A 15,220-nucleotide genomic window follows, 5' to 3' on the forward strand; every position below is an offset into this window, starting at 1 on the left:
GTATGAAGACTAAAGATAGGGCATGTGATGTCTGGCGAATTTAACCTGATTGAAAAATATTTTGTAAATCGACAACCACAACGTAAAGACGTACATCTGGCAGCTGGCGATGATTGTGCTTTGGTCAAAGCGCCAAGCAATGTTGAGATAGCGATCAGCACCGACACCTTAGTCGCGGGCACTCACTTCTTAGCGGAAGCGAACCCGGCCTGGGTTGCACATAAAGCCTTGGCGTCTAACATTAGCGACCTCGCGGCTATGGGTGCGACACCTGCATGGGTTTCTTTTGCGTTAACTATGCCTGAAGTCGATGAAGCGTGGCTTGCCCCATTTTGTGATTCATTTTTCAAATTGGCTGACTACTTTGGTATCCAACTGATTGGTGGCGACACAACCAAAGGGCCGTTGATCTTGACGCTTACTGTGCAAGGTTTTGTTCCAGAAGGTCGAGCATTACGCAGAGATGGTGCGAAGGTTGGTGATTGGATTTACGTTACCGGTAATCTGGGCGACAGCAAGGCAGGGCTAGAAGTGTTATTGAACCCTGAACAGAACAAAGCCAAGCCTTACGCACTTGAACTTGAAGAGAGGCACTACATCAGCTCTCCACGAGTGCTAGCAGGGCAGGCGTTGGTGAACCTTGCTTCGTCTGCAATTGATATCTCTGACGGCGTGATTGCTGACCTAAAGCATATTCTGAAGCGTTCAGAAGTCGGTGCAAGCATTGATGTGAGCACTCTGCCTATCTCTCAAGAGTTACGCCAGTTTGCACCTGATATTACCGCAGCGCAGCAGTACGCGCTTACCAGCGGCGAAGAGTACGAACTTTGCTTTACGGTGCCGGAAGAAAATAAAGGTTCATTGGAAAGTGCTTTGTCACACACTGGAACAAAAGTCACCTGCATTGGCCAGATAAGACCTGTAGAATATTTTGAATTACACAATAATGGTGAACCATTAAGTTGGAGCTTAACTGGTTACGATCACTTTAAGGTTAATTGATGACAAACCCACTATCTGCAATCTCTCTTAAAAACCCTTGGCACTTATTAGCAACGGGTTTTGGCAGTGGCTTATCGCCTATTATTCCCGGAACCATGGGCACGCTTGCGTCTATTCCGTTGTACTTATTGTTGGTTCAATTACCTTTCCCGGCTTATGTTGCCATCGTGGTGGTCAGCTGCATTATTGGTATCAAGATCTGTCAAGTGACGTCTGATGATATGGGTGTACACGACCACGGTTCTATCGTGTGGGATGAGTTCGCAGGCTTTTGGATCACCATGGCCTTAGTGCCAATGTTGAACATCCCTGCTGATGATTGGAAATGGCTGTTGACGGGCTTTGTGCTATTCCGTTTCTTCGACATGGTTAAGCCTTGGCCAATTGGTTGGTTAGACGCTCGAGTTCATGGCGGTTTAGGTATCATGATTGATGATATCGTGGCGGGTATTATGGCGGCGATTTCGCTGTATGCTGTGGCGCATTTTGCAGGTTGGCTAGTTTAAGAACTGGGCTGTATTTGCTATAAAGATTGAGATATCACGGCTTAAGCTTAAAGTAAAAAAACAAGGAATTACAATGTCTAAGAAGGTTTACTGCATCGCTCAATTTCAGCCAAAAGAAGGAAAACTGAACGAGCTGTTCGAGGTTTTAAAATCACTAGAGCCAAACACTCTGCGTGAAGATGGTTGTATTCAATACACAGTAACTCGTCACATCCAGAGCCCGTTTGCTGAAGGTCAGAGTTTCCCGATTGCTTTCAACGAAATCTGGGCGGATAACGAAGCGTTTGAAGCGCATTGCCAACGTCGTGAGATTCAACAGTTTTTCCAAGAGCAGTGTGTTGAAGAGACAGGCTTGGTTGAGAACTTCAATGTGGCTATCTACTCTGATGAACCAGAAAACTATGACGCACCAGTGCTTAAGCCTTGTTGCTAAGTAGGCTTAATTGCTATTAATTACTAAGCTAAACAGCTAAACAGCTAAACAGCTAAACAGCTAAACAACGAATAGTTTATCAGTTAGCAGATACTAAAAAGGTTGACCCTAGGGCCAACCTTTTTTGTTTTGTAGCTTATGCTGTTTGCTTGTGAAAGCTATTTAGCAAGGTAGTCAGAGATAGACTTCTCAATACCTTTCGCATCTAAGCCAAGCTCTTCATGCAGCTCGCCTTGAGTACCTTGAGCAATAAACTTGTCTGGCAGACCAAGGTTCAACACTGGCATTAGCAGCTTCTCTTGCATCAAGAATTCAATCACACCCGCACCCGCACCACCTGCGATTGCGTTTTCTTCGATAGTCACCAGTACATCGTGGTTAGCAGCAAGTTGTTTGATTAGAGCTTCGTCTAGCGGCTTCACAAAACGCATGTCTGCAACCGTCGCATCGATAGCGTCAGCGGTTTGAAGTGCGCTCTCAAGAAAAGTACCGAAGCTTAGGATAGCGACTTTCGAGCCATCTTTTGCTTTCGCACTTTCTCGAACGATACGACCTTTACCAATCTCAAGCGCAGTAAACTCACTTTGGATCTCAGTACCCATGCCATTACCACGAGGGTAACGAACCGCACTTGGACCTGTGTGTTGGTGGCCTGTGTATAGCATTTGGCGACATTCGTTTTCATCGCTTGGTGCCATGATCACCATATTTGGAATACAACGCATGAAGCTTAAGTCGAACGCACCTTGGTGAGTTTGACCATCGGCGCCAACAAGACCTGCACGGTCAATTGCGAACATCACCGGTAGATCCATGATAGCCACATCGTGGATCAGTTGATCGTAGCCACGTTGTAAGAACGTCGAGTAGATAGCCACAATCGGCTTATCACCCGCAATCGCCATACCGGTTGCTAGCGTCACAGCGTGCTGTTCAGCAATCGCAACATCGAAGTATTGCTCTGGGTATTCTTTCGAGAAACGGACCATGCCAGAACCTTCACGCATTGCTGGCGTGATCGCCATTAGCTTAGGATCTTGCGCGGCCATATCACACAGGAAGTCACCAAAAATCTTAGAGAAAGTTGGTTTAGAGCTGGTGCTCTTAGGCAGACTTGAGTGTGCAGGATCGAACTTAGGTACACCGTGGTAGCCAATTGGATCTTTCTCTGCTGGCTCGTAGCCTTTACCTTTCTTCGTCATGATATGCAGGAACTGAGGGCCTTTAAGGTCTCTCATGTTCTTCAGCGTTTTAATCAGCTCATTCACATCGTGACCGTCAACCGGGCCAATGTAGTTAAAGCCTAACTCTTCAAACATGGTGCCAGGGACAACCATGCCTTTTAGGTGTTCCTCTGTACGACGAACGAGCTCTTTAATCGGCGGAACGCCAGATAGCACTTTCTTGCCGCCCTCACGAATAGACGTGTAAAGACTGCCAGAAAGAACTTGAGCTAGGTGGTTGTTCAGAGCACCTACGTTTTCAGAGATCGACATCTCGTTATCGTTCAGGATAACCAGCATGTCATTGTGAATATCGCCCGCGTGGTTCATGGCTTCGAATGCCATACCTGCGGTAATTGCGCCGTCACCAATCACACTCACGACTTTACGATTCTTGCCTTCTTTCTTAGCACTGATTGCCATGCCGAGAGCTGCACTGATCGATGTTGAAGAGTGACCAACAGAAAGCGTGTCGTATTCGCTTTCTTCACGCCATGGGAATGGGTGCAGTCCATCTTTTTGACGGATGGTCGACAAGCGGTCACGACGACCAGTAAGAATCTTGTGCGGGTATGCTTGGTGGCCAACATCCCAAACCAATTGGTCAAAAGGTGTGTTGTACACGTAGTGCAGAGCTACTGTTAGCTCTACCGTACCTAAGCCTGACGCTAAGTGACCACTTGACTGGCTCACTGAGTTAAGAAGATAGGTGCGTAATTCATCACAAAGCTGTGTTAGCGTCTCTTTCGGAAGAAGACGCAAATCCTCTGGCTTATCAGCCAAAGCAAGAGTTGGGTACTTTGATATATCAAGAGTCATAGGTAATGCGCGCTTATTGTCTTAGTTCTTGCGCTCGATGACGTATCGGGCGAACTCTTCGAGTAACTGGGTATTGTATGGGATTGCAGCCAAAGCTTGAAGCGCTTCCTGTAGCAGAGATTGCGCTTTTTCTTGAGCGCCCTCTAAACCTAACAAAGAAGGGTAGGTGCTTTTGTTCAAACCTTGGTCAGAACCCTGTGGTTTACCCAACGTTTCAGTGTCGCTAGTAATATCTAAGATATCGTCTTGAACTTGGAAGGCTAACCCGATGGCATCGGCGTACTTGTCTAATTGAGGTAGTACTTCAAACGCTTTCTCACCAGCAGCCAGTGCACCTAAACGAATCGCACTCTTCATCAGAGCGCCCGTTTTATTGCGGTGAACTTCTTCCAGTTCTTCTAGTGTGACAGCGCGGTTTTCTGCTTCAATATCAAGTGCCTGACCAATACACATACCTTGTGCACCAGAGGCTTCAGCTAGGCGTTGAATCATTCGAACGCGATTGCTTTCCCCGTCAGCACTTAATGTGCCTTCCGCAAGTATAGTAAACGCGAGAGTTTGTAGTGCATCGCCGGTTAAAATTGCTGTCGCTTCATCGTATTTGATATGACAAGTCTGATGGCCACGACGCAGTTCGTCGTCATCCATTGCTGGAAGGTCGTCGTGAATCAGAGAATAGGCATGAATACATTCGACTGCAGAGGCTGGAGTGTCGAGCTCTTCAGCGGTACAACCGAGCATGTCCCCTGTAATGTAGACAAGAAATGGACGTGCGCGTTTACCGCCTAAAAGTAATCCATAACGCATTGCGTTGATAAGATTCTGATTTTGGTGTGGTAGGCGATCAAGCCAAAGGTTCAATTGCTCGTTATTACGTGCTTGATAAGACAATAAAGTCTCGATCATAGGGGATCTCATACAATTCGTTATTCAGGTTGTGGGTTAAAGTCACTCAGCTCTGCATTTTCATCATTTTGCAATAGGATGCTAACACGTTGTTCAGCATCGTTTAGTTTACTTTGACCGGCACGAGCGAGGGAGATACCTCGTTCGAATTTTTTCAGCGCATCATCTAAAGCTAGATCACCATTTTCTAGTTGATCAACCAAGCCATCAAGCTCTTCGATTGCTGCTTCAAAGCTCATATTTTCAGGTTTCTTAGTAGCCATAATAAATCTGCGTTTGGAAAGATGAACGAACGTTACCCTAGGCCGCTGATATGGTCAAATGTAACCAATAAATTTTGCTAGAAAGTTCGTTTTTAAGAGGCTTCAAGCCACTTTCATCGAATAACCCCACCTTTATCGAGTTTATGACTGGCTGATAAGAGCAAAGCGGGTAATAGTTGTGATTCAAAAACCAAAAGTGTGATACTTAGGCCAAGAATTTACTAAAAGATCTTATCGTCTTGCCGATAAAAAGATTATCGTCGACATAGAGCTACAAAAAAGCATGAGGAGTGCTCAGTGGATTTAGCAACCCTAATAGGTTTGATTGGTGGATTTGCCTTTGTAATCATGGCAATGATCCTAGGTGGAAGCCTCGGGATGTTCTATGACACGACATCCATTTTGATCGTGATTGGTGGTTCAACATTTGTTGTTCTAATGAAGTTCACCATGGGGCAGTTCTTTGGTGCAACCAAAATTGCCGGCAAAGCATTTATGTTTAAAGCCGATGAGCCTGAAGATCTGATCGCGAAAGTGGTTGAGATGGCAGACGCTGCTCGTAAAGGTGGCTTCCTAGCACTTGAAGAGATGGAGATCAGCAACAGCTTCATGCAAAAGGGCATCGACTTATTGGTAGATGGCCATGATGGTGATGTGGTGCGTGCTGCACTGCAAAAAGACATCGCATTAACAACAGAACGTCACGAACAGGGCGCGAAAGTGTTTTCTGCATTCGGTGATGTTGCCCCAGCAATGGGTATGATTGGTACCTTAGTTGGTCTGGTAGCCATGCTTTCGAACATGGATGATCCTAAAGCGATCGGTCCTGCGATGGCGGTGGCACTTTTAACCACACTGTATGGTGCGATTCTTTCGAACATGGTGTTCTTCCCAATTGCGGACAAACTTGCGCTGCGCCGTGACCAAGAGACACTCAACCGTCGTTTGGTGATGGATGGCGTGTTAGCGATTCAAGATGGCCAGAACCCAAGAGTTATTGATGGTTACCTCAAGAGCTACCTGAACGAAGGTAAGCGTACGATTGATGGTGAACCGGCGTAAGAGGAGTTTAAGATGGATGAAGAGAATCCATGTAAATGTCCTCCTCCGGGGTTACCTCAATGGATGGGGACATTTGCTGACTTGATGTCACTGCTGATGTGTTTCTTCGTACTGCTGCTCTCATTCTCTGAGATGGACGTACTGAAGTTCAAACAGATTGCGGGTTCGATGAAGTTTGCGTTTGGTGTACAAAACCGCTTAGAAGTAAAAGACATCCCGAAAGGGACCAGCATCATTGCACAAGAGTTTCGCCCTGGTCGTCCAGAGCCGACACCGATTGATGTGATCATGCAGCAAACCATTGATATTACTCAGCAGACGCTGGAATTTCATGAAGGTGAATCTGAGCGTGCTGGTGGCACCATGCGTGACCAAGGCAAGATGACCGGAGGCAAGTCGCCAGAGGTTTCGACTCACGACAACCAAAACTCTGAGTCAGACCAACAGCAACAGCAAGCTGAAGCTCAATCACAAGAGATGGAAACCTTGATGGAGAGCATCAAGAAGGCGTTGGAAAGAGAAATAGACCAAGGCGCGATTGAGGTGGAAAATCTCGGTCAGCAGATTGTGATTCGAATTCGTGAGAAGGGCGCATTTCCATCGGGTTCTGCTTTCTTACAGCCTAAGTTCCGACCTCTGGTTAGACAGGTGGCTGAACTGGTGAAAGATGTTCCGGGTATTGTTCGAATCTCAGGGCACACCGATAACCAACGTCTTGATTCTGAGCTGTATCGCTCGAATTGGGATCTATCATCTCAGCGAGCCGTATCTGTTGCTCAAGAGATGGAAAAGGTTCGCGGATTCTCTCATCAACGCTTGAGAGTACGTGGCATGGCCGATACCGAGCCAGTAGAACCGAACGATACTGAATGGCAACGCAGCCTAAACCGCCGCGTAGAGATCAGCATCATGCAGGGCGAGCCGCTATACAGTGAAGAAGTCCCAGCTATCTCTCAATAGTATCGAGATCTGAGTTATATCGAGTGATTAAATAAACCAGAAAGCCCAACCTTATGATGAGGTTGGGCTTTTTCTTTTGTCCGTTAGTACTTAGCTGATCATTGCTTTGTACATCCATCAAACTGTCGATAGTGAACAGAGGTGCTATTTTTAATAAGGCGCGTATTTATTACTGGTGCCCAAGCAAGCACTCTTTTCCTTGTTTCACTTTCTCATGTATAATTCGCGCCCTTAGATTTAGATATGATCTACTCTTGCTTCAAGTGCTGTGTAAATTCTCTAATTTACTTGGCGAAGAGCCTTTTAAAAATTTTGAACATTAATGTTGTGAAAGTACTATGAAATTTATTGTTAAGCCCCATCCGGAAATTTTTGTAAAAAGTGAATCGGTGCGTAAGCGCTTCACAAGGATTCTAGAGTGCAACATTCGTAACGTTATTCAGCGTCGCTGTGAAAGTGTTGCGGTATTCAACCGTCGTGACCATATCGAAGTGACGTCTGAAAGTGACCAGTACTACACAGAAGTGTTAGAGGCTCTGACTCACACTCCAGGTATTCACCACTCACTTGAAGTTCAACAGTCTGAATTCAAAGACTTGCACGATATTTACGAGCAAGTACTAGAACGCAGCCGTGCTGACATTGAAGGTAAGACTTTCTCTGTTCGTGCTAAACGTCGTGGTAAGCATGACTTTACGTCTATCGAACTAGAGCGCTACGTAGGCGGCGGTCTAAACCAAGCCGTTGAGTCAGCGAAAGTTCGACTTAAGAACCCAGACGTAACGGTTAAGGTTGAAGTGGCTAACGACAAACTTAACCAAGTACTGGCACGTCACAAAGGCCTTGGTGGTTTCCCTCTTGGTACTCAAGAAGACCTACTAAGCTTGATCTCTGGTGGTTTCGACTCAGGCGTTTCAAGTTACCTGCACATCAAACGTGGTTCTAAAGTTCACTACTGTTTCTTCAATCTTGGTGGCCCTGCGCATGAGATTGGCGTTAAGCAAGTGGCTCACTACCTATGGAACAAATACGGTTCTTCAGCAAAAGTGAAGTTCATCTCTGTAGATTTCGAACCGGTTGTTGCTGAGATCCTGGAGAACGTAGAAGACGGCCAAATGGGCGTTGTTCTTAAGCGTATGTTCATGCGTGCTGGTGGTATGGTTGCAGAGCGTTTTGGTATTGAAGCGCTAGTAACAGGTGAAGCACTTGGTCAGGTTTCTAGCCAAACACTAACTAACCTTCGTCACATCGATAACGTGACAGATACGTTGATCCTTCGTCCTCTTATCAATTGGGACAAAGAAGACATCATCGACCTTTCTCGTATCATCGGTACTGAAGACTTCGCGAAAGTAATGCCAGAATACTGTGGTGTTATCTCTAAGAAGCCAACAGTGAAAGCGAAGAAAGGTAAACTAGAAGCAGAAGAAGCCAAGTTTAACTTTGAAGTGCTGGATCAAGTGATCGAGAACGCTCGTGTTATGGATATTCGTGACATTGAGAAAGAGAGCCAAGAGCAAGCACCGGAAGTTGAACAAGTTCAGGCTGTTGCTGAGCACGCTATCGTTCTAGATATCCGTAGCCCAGACGAAGAAGACGAAAGCCCACTAGAAATCGACGGTGTTGAAGTGAAACACCTACCTTTCTACAAGCTAGCGACTCAGTTTGGTGATTTAGACCAAGGTAAAGAGTACCTACTGTACTGTGACCGTGGTGTAATGAGCCGTCTGCAAGCACTTTACTTGCAAGAGCAAGGCTTCAAAAACGTTAAGGTTTACCGCCCATAGTTAGCCTTTGATGGTATGACTTCGGTCTGAGAACACATACGAAAAGCCGCTTACTGAAAAGTAAGCGGTTTTTTATTTATCGGTTGATTGTCACTCTGTTGTCGATAAAGTGATTTGATAGCCTCAATCGTGCGGTTTTTTGTCGTAAATACAAGGCTGTGTGATAAAAAGAATTTAGGTGAGAGTTGTTACCAAAATGCGCAATGAAGTGCTTATATTTGTATGCGTATGATTGTTTACGTAAGCAGGCGTTAAATTTTGTGATTAGAGTGAGAAAATAGTAAGGATTAATTAGCACAGCTATTGATAAACTTGTTGTTACTTTTCTCTGGGCATAAAAAAACACCGCCGTATAGGCGGTGTAAACAAATTTGACAGACAGGTCAAAATAAATACAGGAAGTATATGCCTCGTTTCAGGGTATAACTGCAACAAAACATTTGGTAGAACTCTACCCAACTCGAAAAGTACGAGTTTGCAAACACAACATCGCAGGAGCTAAGCCAATTGATTCTAGAGAGAATCAAGCCGTTCAGGCTAGCTGCTGCGGAATGAAATATAGAATTTCTCTGGCCGCTAGGCAATGGACAAATTATAATGTTTCAGATAAAAAAAACTAATGCTTATTTAGAGAGTAACTATGTCTCGTCGATTACCCCCATTAAACTCGTTAAGAGTGTTTGAAGCCGCTGCTCGACACTTGAGTTTTACGCGTGCTGCAGAAGAGTTGTTTGTTACTCAAGCTGCGGTTAGCCACCAGATAAAAGCACTTGAAGAATTCTTATCTTTGAAGCTTTTTCGTCGAAGAAACCGTTCTTTGTTGCTAACTGAAGAAGGGCAAAGCTACTTCTTAGATATCAAAGATATTTTCACGTCACTCGCAGAAGCCACTGACAAAGTGCTGGAGCGAAGTGAGAAGGGGGCATTGACCATCAGCTTACCACCAAGTTTTGCCATTCAGTGGTTAGTACCAAGGCTTGCCGACTTTAATCAGCAAGAACCTGATATCGATGTGCGAATAAAAGCCGTGGATATGGATGAGGGCTCGCTAACGGATGATGTCGACGTTGCTATCTATTATGGTCGAGGCAATTGGTCGGGACTAAGAGCCGACAAGCTGTATCAAGAATATCTGATTCCGCTTTGTTCTCCTTCAGTGCTGCTAGGAACAAAACCATTAGAATATCTAAGTGATTTAGCATGCCATACGCTTTTGCACGATACCTCTCGAAAAGATTGGAAACAGTTTGCTAAACAAAATGGTATCGACGGGGTTAACGTGAACCATGGCCCGATTTTCAGTCACTCAACCATGGTGCTTCAAGCGGCAGCTCACGGCCAAGGCATTGCATTGGGTAACAACGTTCTCGCCCAACCTGAAATAGAAGCGGGTCGCTTGATCGCGCCGTTTGATGAAGTGTTGGTGAGTAAGAATGCTTTCTATGTAGTGTGTCACGAGAAACAAGCCGACATGGGCCGAATCGCGACCTTCCGTGATTGGATGCTGGCTAAAGCGCAAAGTGAACAAGAGGACTTGCTGGATGAATAACATCATTATTGATGGTGAAGACAACCCAATCACCTTTATCTTCGCACACGGCGCGGGTGCAGGTATGGACCATGAGTTCATGCAGTCGGTAGCCAAAGGATTAGCCTTTAAAGGGATACGAGTGATTCGTTTCAATTTCCCTTACATGATCAAGCGTGCTGAAGATGGCAAGCGTCGTCCACCTGATAGAGCCCCTAAGCTACTTGAAGCCTACCAAGAGATCATCGAACAATGCGATGCTGATAAGATTGTGATTGGTGGTAAATCGATGGGGGGACGCATGGCGAGTCATTTGTCTGAACTGGATAAAGTGGCTGCGATGGCGTGTTTGGGCTTTCCTTTCCATCCACCGGGCAAACCAGAGAAGTACAAAGGCGAACATCTCTCTGAGTTAACTAAGCTGTGTCTTATTTTGCAAGGCGAGCGCGATACCTTTGGTAAGCGTGAAGAGTTTGCTGACTTCAATCTGTCGGATTCAATTCGTGTTGAATTTATTCCTGATGGCGACCACAGCTTCAAGCCGCGCAAGAGCTCTGGCTATACAGAACAACAGAACATCGCGTTAACCGTTGAAAAGCTATCCGCTTTTATCAAAGAGGTGTTGAATGAAAAGTAAGTATTTACTCACTTTCGCAGGCATTTCTGGTGCGATTGCTGTGATGCTTGGGGCATTTGCTGCACACGGTTTGAAAGCCATCTTGCCAGAGTATCTTTTGGGTGTGTTCGAGACGGGTGTTCAGTACCAGTTTATCCATACTCTAGCGATATTGGCGTGTGGCGCTCTGCTACAGATGAAACTTGGCGCTAAATCACAAAAATATTTTTTCATTGCGGCAATTTGCTTTATCATCGGCATCCTTTGTTTTAGTGGCAGCCTTTATGGGCTAGCACTGACAGGAATAAAATGGTTTGGCCCTATAACACCGTTTGGTGGTCTACTATTTATCATTGGTTGGGGAGTCTTCTCCTTCGCTGCTTTGAATATAAAAGAGGTAACTCAGTGAAACACGTACTACTTTATTGTCGCTCTGGTTTTGAAAAAGAATGTGCTGGCGAAATTCAAGACAAGGCAACACAACTGGAAGTGTTTGGTTTTCCTCGCCTAAAGAACAATACAGGCTTTGTATTGTTTGAATGTTACCAAGCAGGTGAAGCAGATAAGTTGATCAAAGAGATCGACTTCCAGTCACTGATCTTTGCTCGTCAAATGCTAGCAGTAGCGGTTGAAATCAAAGACCTGCCAACCGATGACCGTATTTCTCCAATTCTTGAGGCGCTTTCTGAAAAAGAAGGCTTCCCACGTTGTGGCGATATTCGTATCGAAACGCCAGATACAAACGAAGCAAAAGAGCTATTGAAGTTCTGCCGTAAGTTTACCGTGCCAATGCGTCAAGCAATGCGTGGCAAAGGCTTGATGACGGCGAAGGACAATGCTAAGAAGCCAGTACTGCACTTGTGCTTCATCGCTCCGGGTCACTGCTTTGTGGGTTACTCTTACCCATCGAACAACTCACAGTTCTTTATGGGCATTCCTCGTCTGAAATTCCCATCAGATGCACCAAGCCGTTCTACATTGAAGCTAGAAGAAGCGTTCCACGTATTCATCCCTCGTGATGAGTGGGATGAGCGTCTGGCTCCGGGTATGTGGGGTGTTGATTTGGGTGCGTGTCCAGGTGGTTGGACTTACCAGCTGGTTAAGCGTTCGATGTTCGTTCACTGTGTTGATAATGGCATGATGGCAGACAGCCTAATGGAAACGGGCCAGATTAAGCATCACATGGTAGATGGCTTTAAGTTCGAACCAGACCGTAAAAACGTCACTTGGATTATCTGTGACATGGTTGAGAAGCCAGCTCGTGTTGCACACCTTATGGGTGAGTGGATCATCAAGGGTTGGGCACAAGAAGCACTATTCAACCTGAAACTGCCAATGAAAGGCCGTTACGATGAAGTACTGCAGGATATCGAGAACCTAAAAGTGTTCCTTATTGAGAATAAAGTTAAGTTCAAGATGCAGGCTAAGCACCTTTACCACGATCGCGAAGAGATCACGGTTCATATCCAGTCGCTTTCAAACATCTCACCGCACTAATATTTACGTTAGTGCCAGCCTCAGTATCGAGATAAAGAAAATGCTCCTTTAAGGGGCATTTTTTGTACCTGTAGTTTCTACATAATAGATAGCTAAGCGTTTGCTTCGTAACGAATATCTTGCAGGTTAAAACCTAAATCGATGTCTGTTTTCAAAGCCGAAACCAGCTTACATACGCGAGCTGACTCGATGTGTTCATCGAACTTCTTACGATATTTCTTCGGAAGGTCTTCTGCTTGATAGGCGGTTTCAATATCTGGGTAGGTGGTTAATATCTCTTTTGCCGCTTTAGGGCCAACACCAGGGATCCCCGGCACTTGACTAGAGCTGACACCGGTTAAGCCCCAGTAATCTGCAAGTTGTTCAGGTTTAACGCCAAACTCCGCTTCGATAAAGGGCTTGTCTAACCAGCGATGTTGGAAGTAATCACGGATCTGTAATGTCGGTGATAGCAGTTGGCAGTAGCCTTTATCTGTAGAGATAATGGTGACGGTTTCTCCGTGGTCAGCCACTTTCTTTGCCAGCGTTGCCACTAAATCATCTGCCTCATCGCCATCTGATAATAGTGAATCAATACCTAACTCCCACCAAGCTTGTTGGATCGCGTCAAGGCCCTTCATCAGTGGTTCTGGCATCGGTTTACGATTTTGTTTATAAGCTGGCAGTACTTCAGCGCGCCAGCCTCGGTCTTGTAGGTGATGATCAAAAACTGCGATGATGTGAGTTGGCTTAGACTCAGAAATAATTTTATTGAGCGTACGAGTTGTCGTGGTGATGGTTCTTGCTATATCGGTTGGATCCGGCTGAACAGAGTGCACGCGTCGGATGAGGTTTAAGGCATCGATAATAACAAGATGGATAGACATAAGTTTCCACTAAATAGGCAATAAAAAAGGGGCTGCTAGCCCCTTATAGTAACGTATCACTTGGTGAGTTGAAACGTTAGCAACGTAAACGTCATAACCTGATTAACTTTATGCCAGCCAATTGGTTATCTGTGACTTGGTTGCAATGAGTGAGTGTAACTAATCGCTCGGCGCAATTTTATAACAAGGCACATAGTCAGTACCGCCCGGCAGTTTCATTCGATGCTGTTCAACAAAGTCATTCAGCAGTTGGTCCATTTTGGTCATTAGCTCTTTGTCACCATCGATAATGAATGGGCCATGTTTTTCGATCTCTAGAATCCCTTCAGCTTTGACGTTACCTGCCACTATGCCTGAGAACGCTTTACGTAAATTCGCTGCTAGGCTCTCTGTTTTTTGGTCCATGTGCAGGTCGAGCGCTGCCATAGACTCATGAGTAGGGTCGAACGGCAGTTGGAACTCTGGCTCAATATGCAGTGACCAGTTGTAGCTGTACGCATCACCGGTCTCTTTACGGTGAGAGCGCACATCTGGCATCGCTTGTTTCATGATCTTCGCAGCGCGTGCTGGATCGTCAATCACGATCTCATAATGTTTCTGTGCATCAGGCCCTAGAGTTTCACCAATGAACTTATCGATTGAGCGGAAGTAAGCTTCGCTCTCTTTTGAACCAGTTAACACAATCGGCATTGGTTGTTCAGCGTTATTCGGATGCATCATGATCCCTAAGATGTACAATAGCTCTTCGGCAGTACCGGGGCCGCCCGGGAAAATGATGATGCCATGTGCCATACGAACAAACGCCTCAAGACGCTTCTCAATATCTGGCATGATCACCAGTTCGTTCACAATTGGGTTTGGTGGCTCAGCCGCAATGATCGAAGGCTCGGTAAGCCCTAGGTAACGGCGATCGGTGTAACGCTGTTTCGCGTGACCAATGGCAGCCCCTTTCATTGGACCCTCCATCGCACCCGGCCCACAACCAGTACAGATATTCAGTTCACGCAGGCCAAGTTCATTACCGACTTCACGAGTGTATTGGTATTCACTGGCATTAATAGAATGACCACCCCAACATACAATCAGGTTAGGCTCGATGCCCGGAGTCAGCGCACCTGCGTTTCTCAAAATACCAAACACGAGGTTGGTGATGTGAGTGGCGTTGGTGAGGTTGAGCCTTTGGTTATCGGCCAAGTGCATGTTGACGTAAACAATGTCACGCAGCACTGAGAATAGGTGTTCTTGGATGCCCTTGATGATTTCACCATCAACAAAAGCATGCTCAGGAGGGTTGCTCAGTTCGAGCTTGATACCACGCTCACGGCGAACGACTTCGACATCGAACGACAGATACTTGTCGAGTAACTCTTTGGAGTTGTCTGTGTGGCTACCTGAGTTGAGTACTGCCAATGTACAGTTACGATACAGTTGGTACAGATCACTAGACGCGGTGTTCTTAAGGCGCTCAACCTCAAGTTGAGAGAGTAAATCCATGCTACCGGCAGGGCTGATATGAGTGATCATAGTGCCTCCTTGTTGAAAAGAGCAGGGGACGTTGACGTGACCCCCTGGCTCGAGAGTGAGAAGCAAACGTTGAAAGTGTTTGGTTAAGGGTGAGAGAGTTAACCAGACGAAACGGATACGACAGCGTTGCTTAATGGCTTATATAAACTTGCTTAAGAGCTCATATGCATTGGCTTAGGAGCGACTATGCAGCATTGCTTGCCAAGAATGCTTGTTAAGCGAATGTTA

15 protein-coding genes are annotated in these 15,220 nt (G+C 45.8%); 10 read left to right on the forward strand and 5 right to left on the reverse strand.

Annotated elements, in window-relative coordinates:
• Positions 1-27 precede the first annotated feature (27 nt).
• The 3 genes from thiL to L1D22_RS03275 all read left to right on the forward strand — a co-directional run bounded on the left by thiL (position 28) and on the right by L1D22_RS03275 (position 1,941).
• A complete protein-coding gene (gene thiL, locus L1D22_RS03265) occupies positions 28-1,002 on the forward strand; it encodes a thiamine-phosphate kinase (RefSeq protein WP_239828698.1) in 975 nt (324 codons plus the stop codon).
• Positions 1,002-1,508: a phosphatidylglycerophosphatase A gene (gene pgpA / locus L1D22_RS03270; RefSeq protein ID WP_239828699.1), complete on the forward strand. Its 507-nt coding sequence runs from the start codon at positions 1,002-1,004 to the stop codon at positions 1,506-1,508. Before thiL ends, pgpA begins: the two co-directional genes overlap by 1 nt.
• Before the next feature lie 73 nt (positions 1,509-1,581).
• On the forward strand, positions 1,582-1,941 hold the full coding sequence (locus L1D22_RS03275; protein ID WP_102437309.1) for a putative quinol monooxygenase: 360 nt from the start codon (positions 1,582-1,584) through the stop codon (positions 1,939-1,941).
• 158 nt (positions 1,942-2,099) lie between these two features.
• Here the strand turns inward: L1D22_RS03275 and dxs are convergent, their stop codons facing one another.
• The 3 genes from dxs to xseB are packed head-to-tail and all read right to left on the reverse strand — an operon-like array spanning position 2,100 to position 5,152.
• Positions 2,100-3,983 carry a 1-deoxy-D-xylulose-5-phosphate synthase gene (gene dxs, locus L1D22_RS03280; protein WP_239828700.1) on the reverse strand — a complete coding sequence of 628 codons (1,884 nt, stop codon included), beginning with the start codon at positions 3,981-3,983 and terminating at the stop codon, positions 2,100-2,102.
• Between the two features lie 21 nt (positions 3,984-4,004).
• Positions 4,005-4,889, reverse strand: coding sequence for a (2E,6E)-farnesyl diphosphate synthase (gene ispA / locus L1D22_RS03285; protein ID WP_210441544.1), 885 nt, complete (start codon positions 4,887-4,889; stop codon positions 4,005-4,007).
• Positions 4,890-4,909: 20 nt separating this feature from the next.
• Entirely contained in the window at positions 4,910-5,152 is a 243-nt protein-coding gene (gene xseB, locus L1D22_RS03290; RefSeq protein WP_004734405.1) for an exodeoxyribonuclease VII small subunit, read from the reverse strand.
• Positions 5,153-5,449: 297 nt separating this feature from the next.
• Here xseB and pomA point away from each other — a divergent pair, with 297 nt between their 5' ends.
• The 7 genes from pomA to rlmM all read left to right on the forward strand — a co-directional run bounded on the left by pomA (position 5,450) and on the right by rlmM (position 12,602).
• Positions 5,450-6,214 carry a flagellar motor protein PomA gene (pomA, locus tag L1D22_RS03295; protein ID WP_239828701.1) on the forward strand — a complete coding sequence of 255 codons (765 nt, stop codon included), beginning with the start codon at positions 5,450-5,452 and terminating at the stop codon, positions 6,212-6,214.
• 12 nt (positions 6,215-6,226) lie between these two features.
• Positions 6,227-7,174, forward strand: a complete 948-nt coding sequence (locus L1D22_RS03300; protein ID WP_017633412.1) for a flagellar motor protein MotB — start codon at positions 6,227-6,229, stop codon at positions 7,172-7,174.
• A 338-nt stretch (positions 7,175-7,512) separates the two neighbouring features.
• Positions 7,513-8,961, forward strand: coding sequence for a tRNA uracil 4-sulfurtransferase ThiI (gene thiI, locus L1D22_RS03305; protein ID WP_239828702.1), 1,449 nt, complete (start codon positions 7,513-7,515; stop codon positions 8,959-8,961).
• Between the two features lie 640 nt (positions 8,962-9,601).
• Positions 9,602-10,510, forward strand: a complete 909-nt coding sequence (locus tag L1D22_RS03310) for a transcriptional regulator GcvA (RefSeq protein WP_239828703.1) — start codon at positions 9,602-9,604, stop codon at positions 10,508-10,510.
• Positions 10,503-11,126, forward strand: coding sequence for an alpha/beta fold hydrolase (locus L1D22_RS03315; protein WP_239828704.1), 624 nt, complete (start codon positions 10,503-10,505; stop codon positions 11,124-11,126). The genes L1D22_RS03310 and L1D22_RS03315 overlap by 8 nt, the downstream gene beginning before the upstream one ends.
• On the forward strand, positions 11,116-11,514 hold the full coding sequence (locus L1D22_RS03320) for a DUF423 domain-containing protein (protein ID WP_017632369.1): 399 nt from the start codon (positions 11,116-11,118) through the stop codon (positions 11,512-11,514). The genes L1D22_RS03315 and L1D22_RS03320 overlap by 11 nt, the downstream gene beginning before the upstream one ends.
• Positions 11,511-12,602, forward strand: a complete 1,092-nt coding sequence (gene rlmM / locus L1D22_RS03325; RefSeq protein WP_086715245.1) for a 23S rRNA (cytidine(2498)-2'-O)-methyltransferase RlmM — start codon at positions 11,511-11,513, stop codon at positions 12,600-12,602. The genes L1D22_RS03320 and rlmM overlap by 4 nt, the downstream gene beginning before the upstream one ends.
• 92 nt (positions 12,603-12,694) lie before the next feature.
• Here the strand turns inward: rlmM and xni are convergent, their stop codons facing one another.
• Together xni and ppnN are read right to left on the reverse strand one after the other, a co-directional pair.
• On the reverse strand, positions 12,695-13,468 hold the full coding sequence (gene xni, locus L1D22_RS03330) for a flap endonuclease Xni (protein ID WP_239828705.1): 774 nt from the start codon (positions 13,466-13,468) through the stop codon (positions 12,695-12,697).
• Between the two features lie 159 nt (positions 13,469-13,627).
• Entirely contained in the window at positions 13,628-14,992 is a 1,365-nt protein-coding gene (ppnN, locus tag L1D22_RS03335) for a nucleotide 5'-monophosphate nucleosidase PpnN (protein ID WP_239828706.1), read from the reverse strand.
• Positions 14,993-15,220: the final 228 nt, after the last annotated feature.

Source organism: Vibrio sp. Isolate34 (assembly GCF_022397915.1).
Lineage (GTDB): Bacteria > Pseudomonadota > Gammaproteobacteria > Enterobacterales > Vibrionaceae > Vibrio.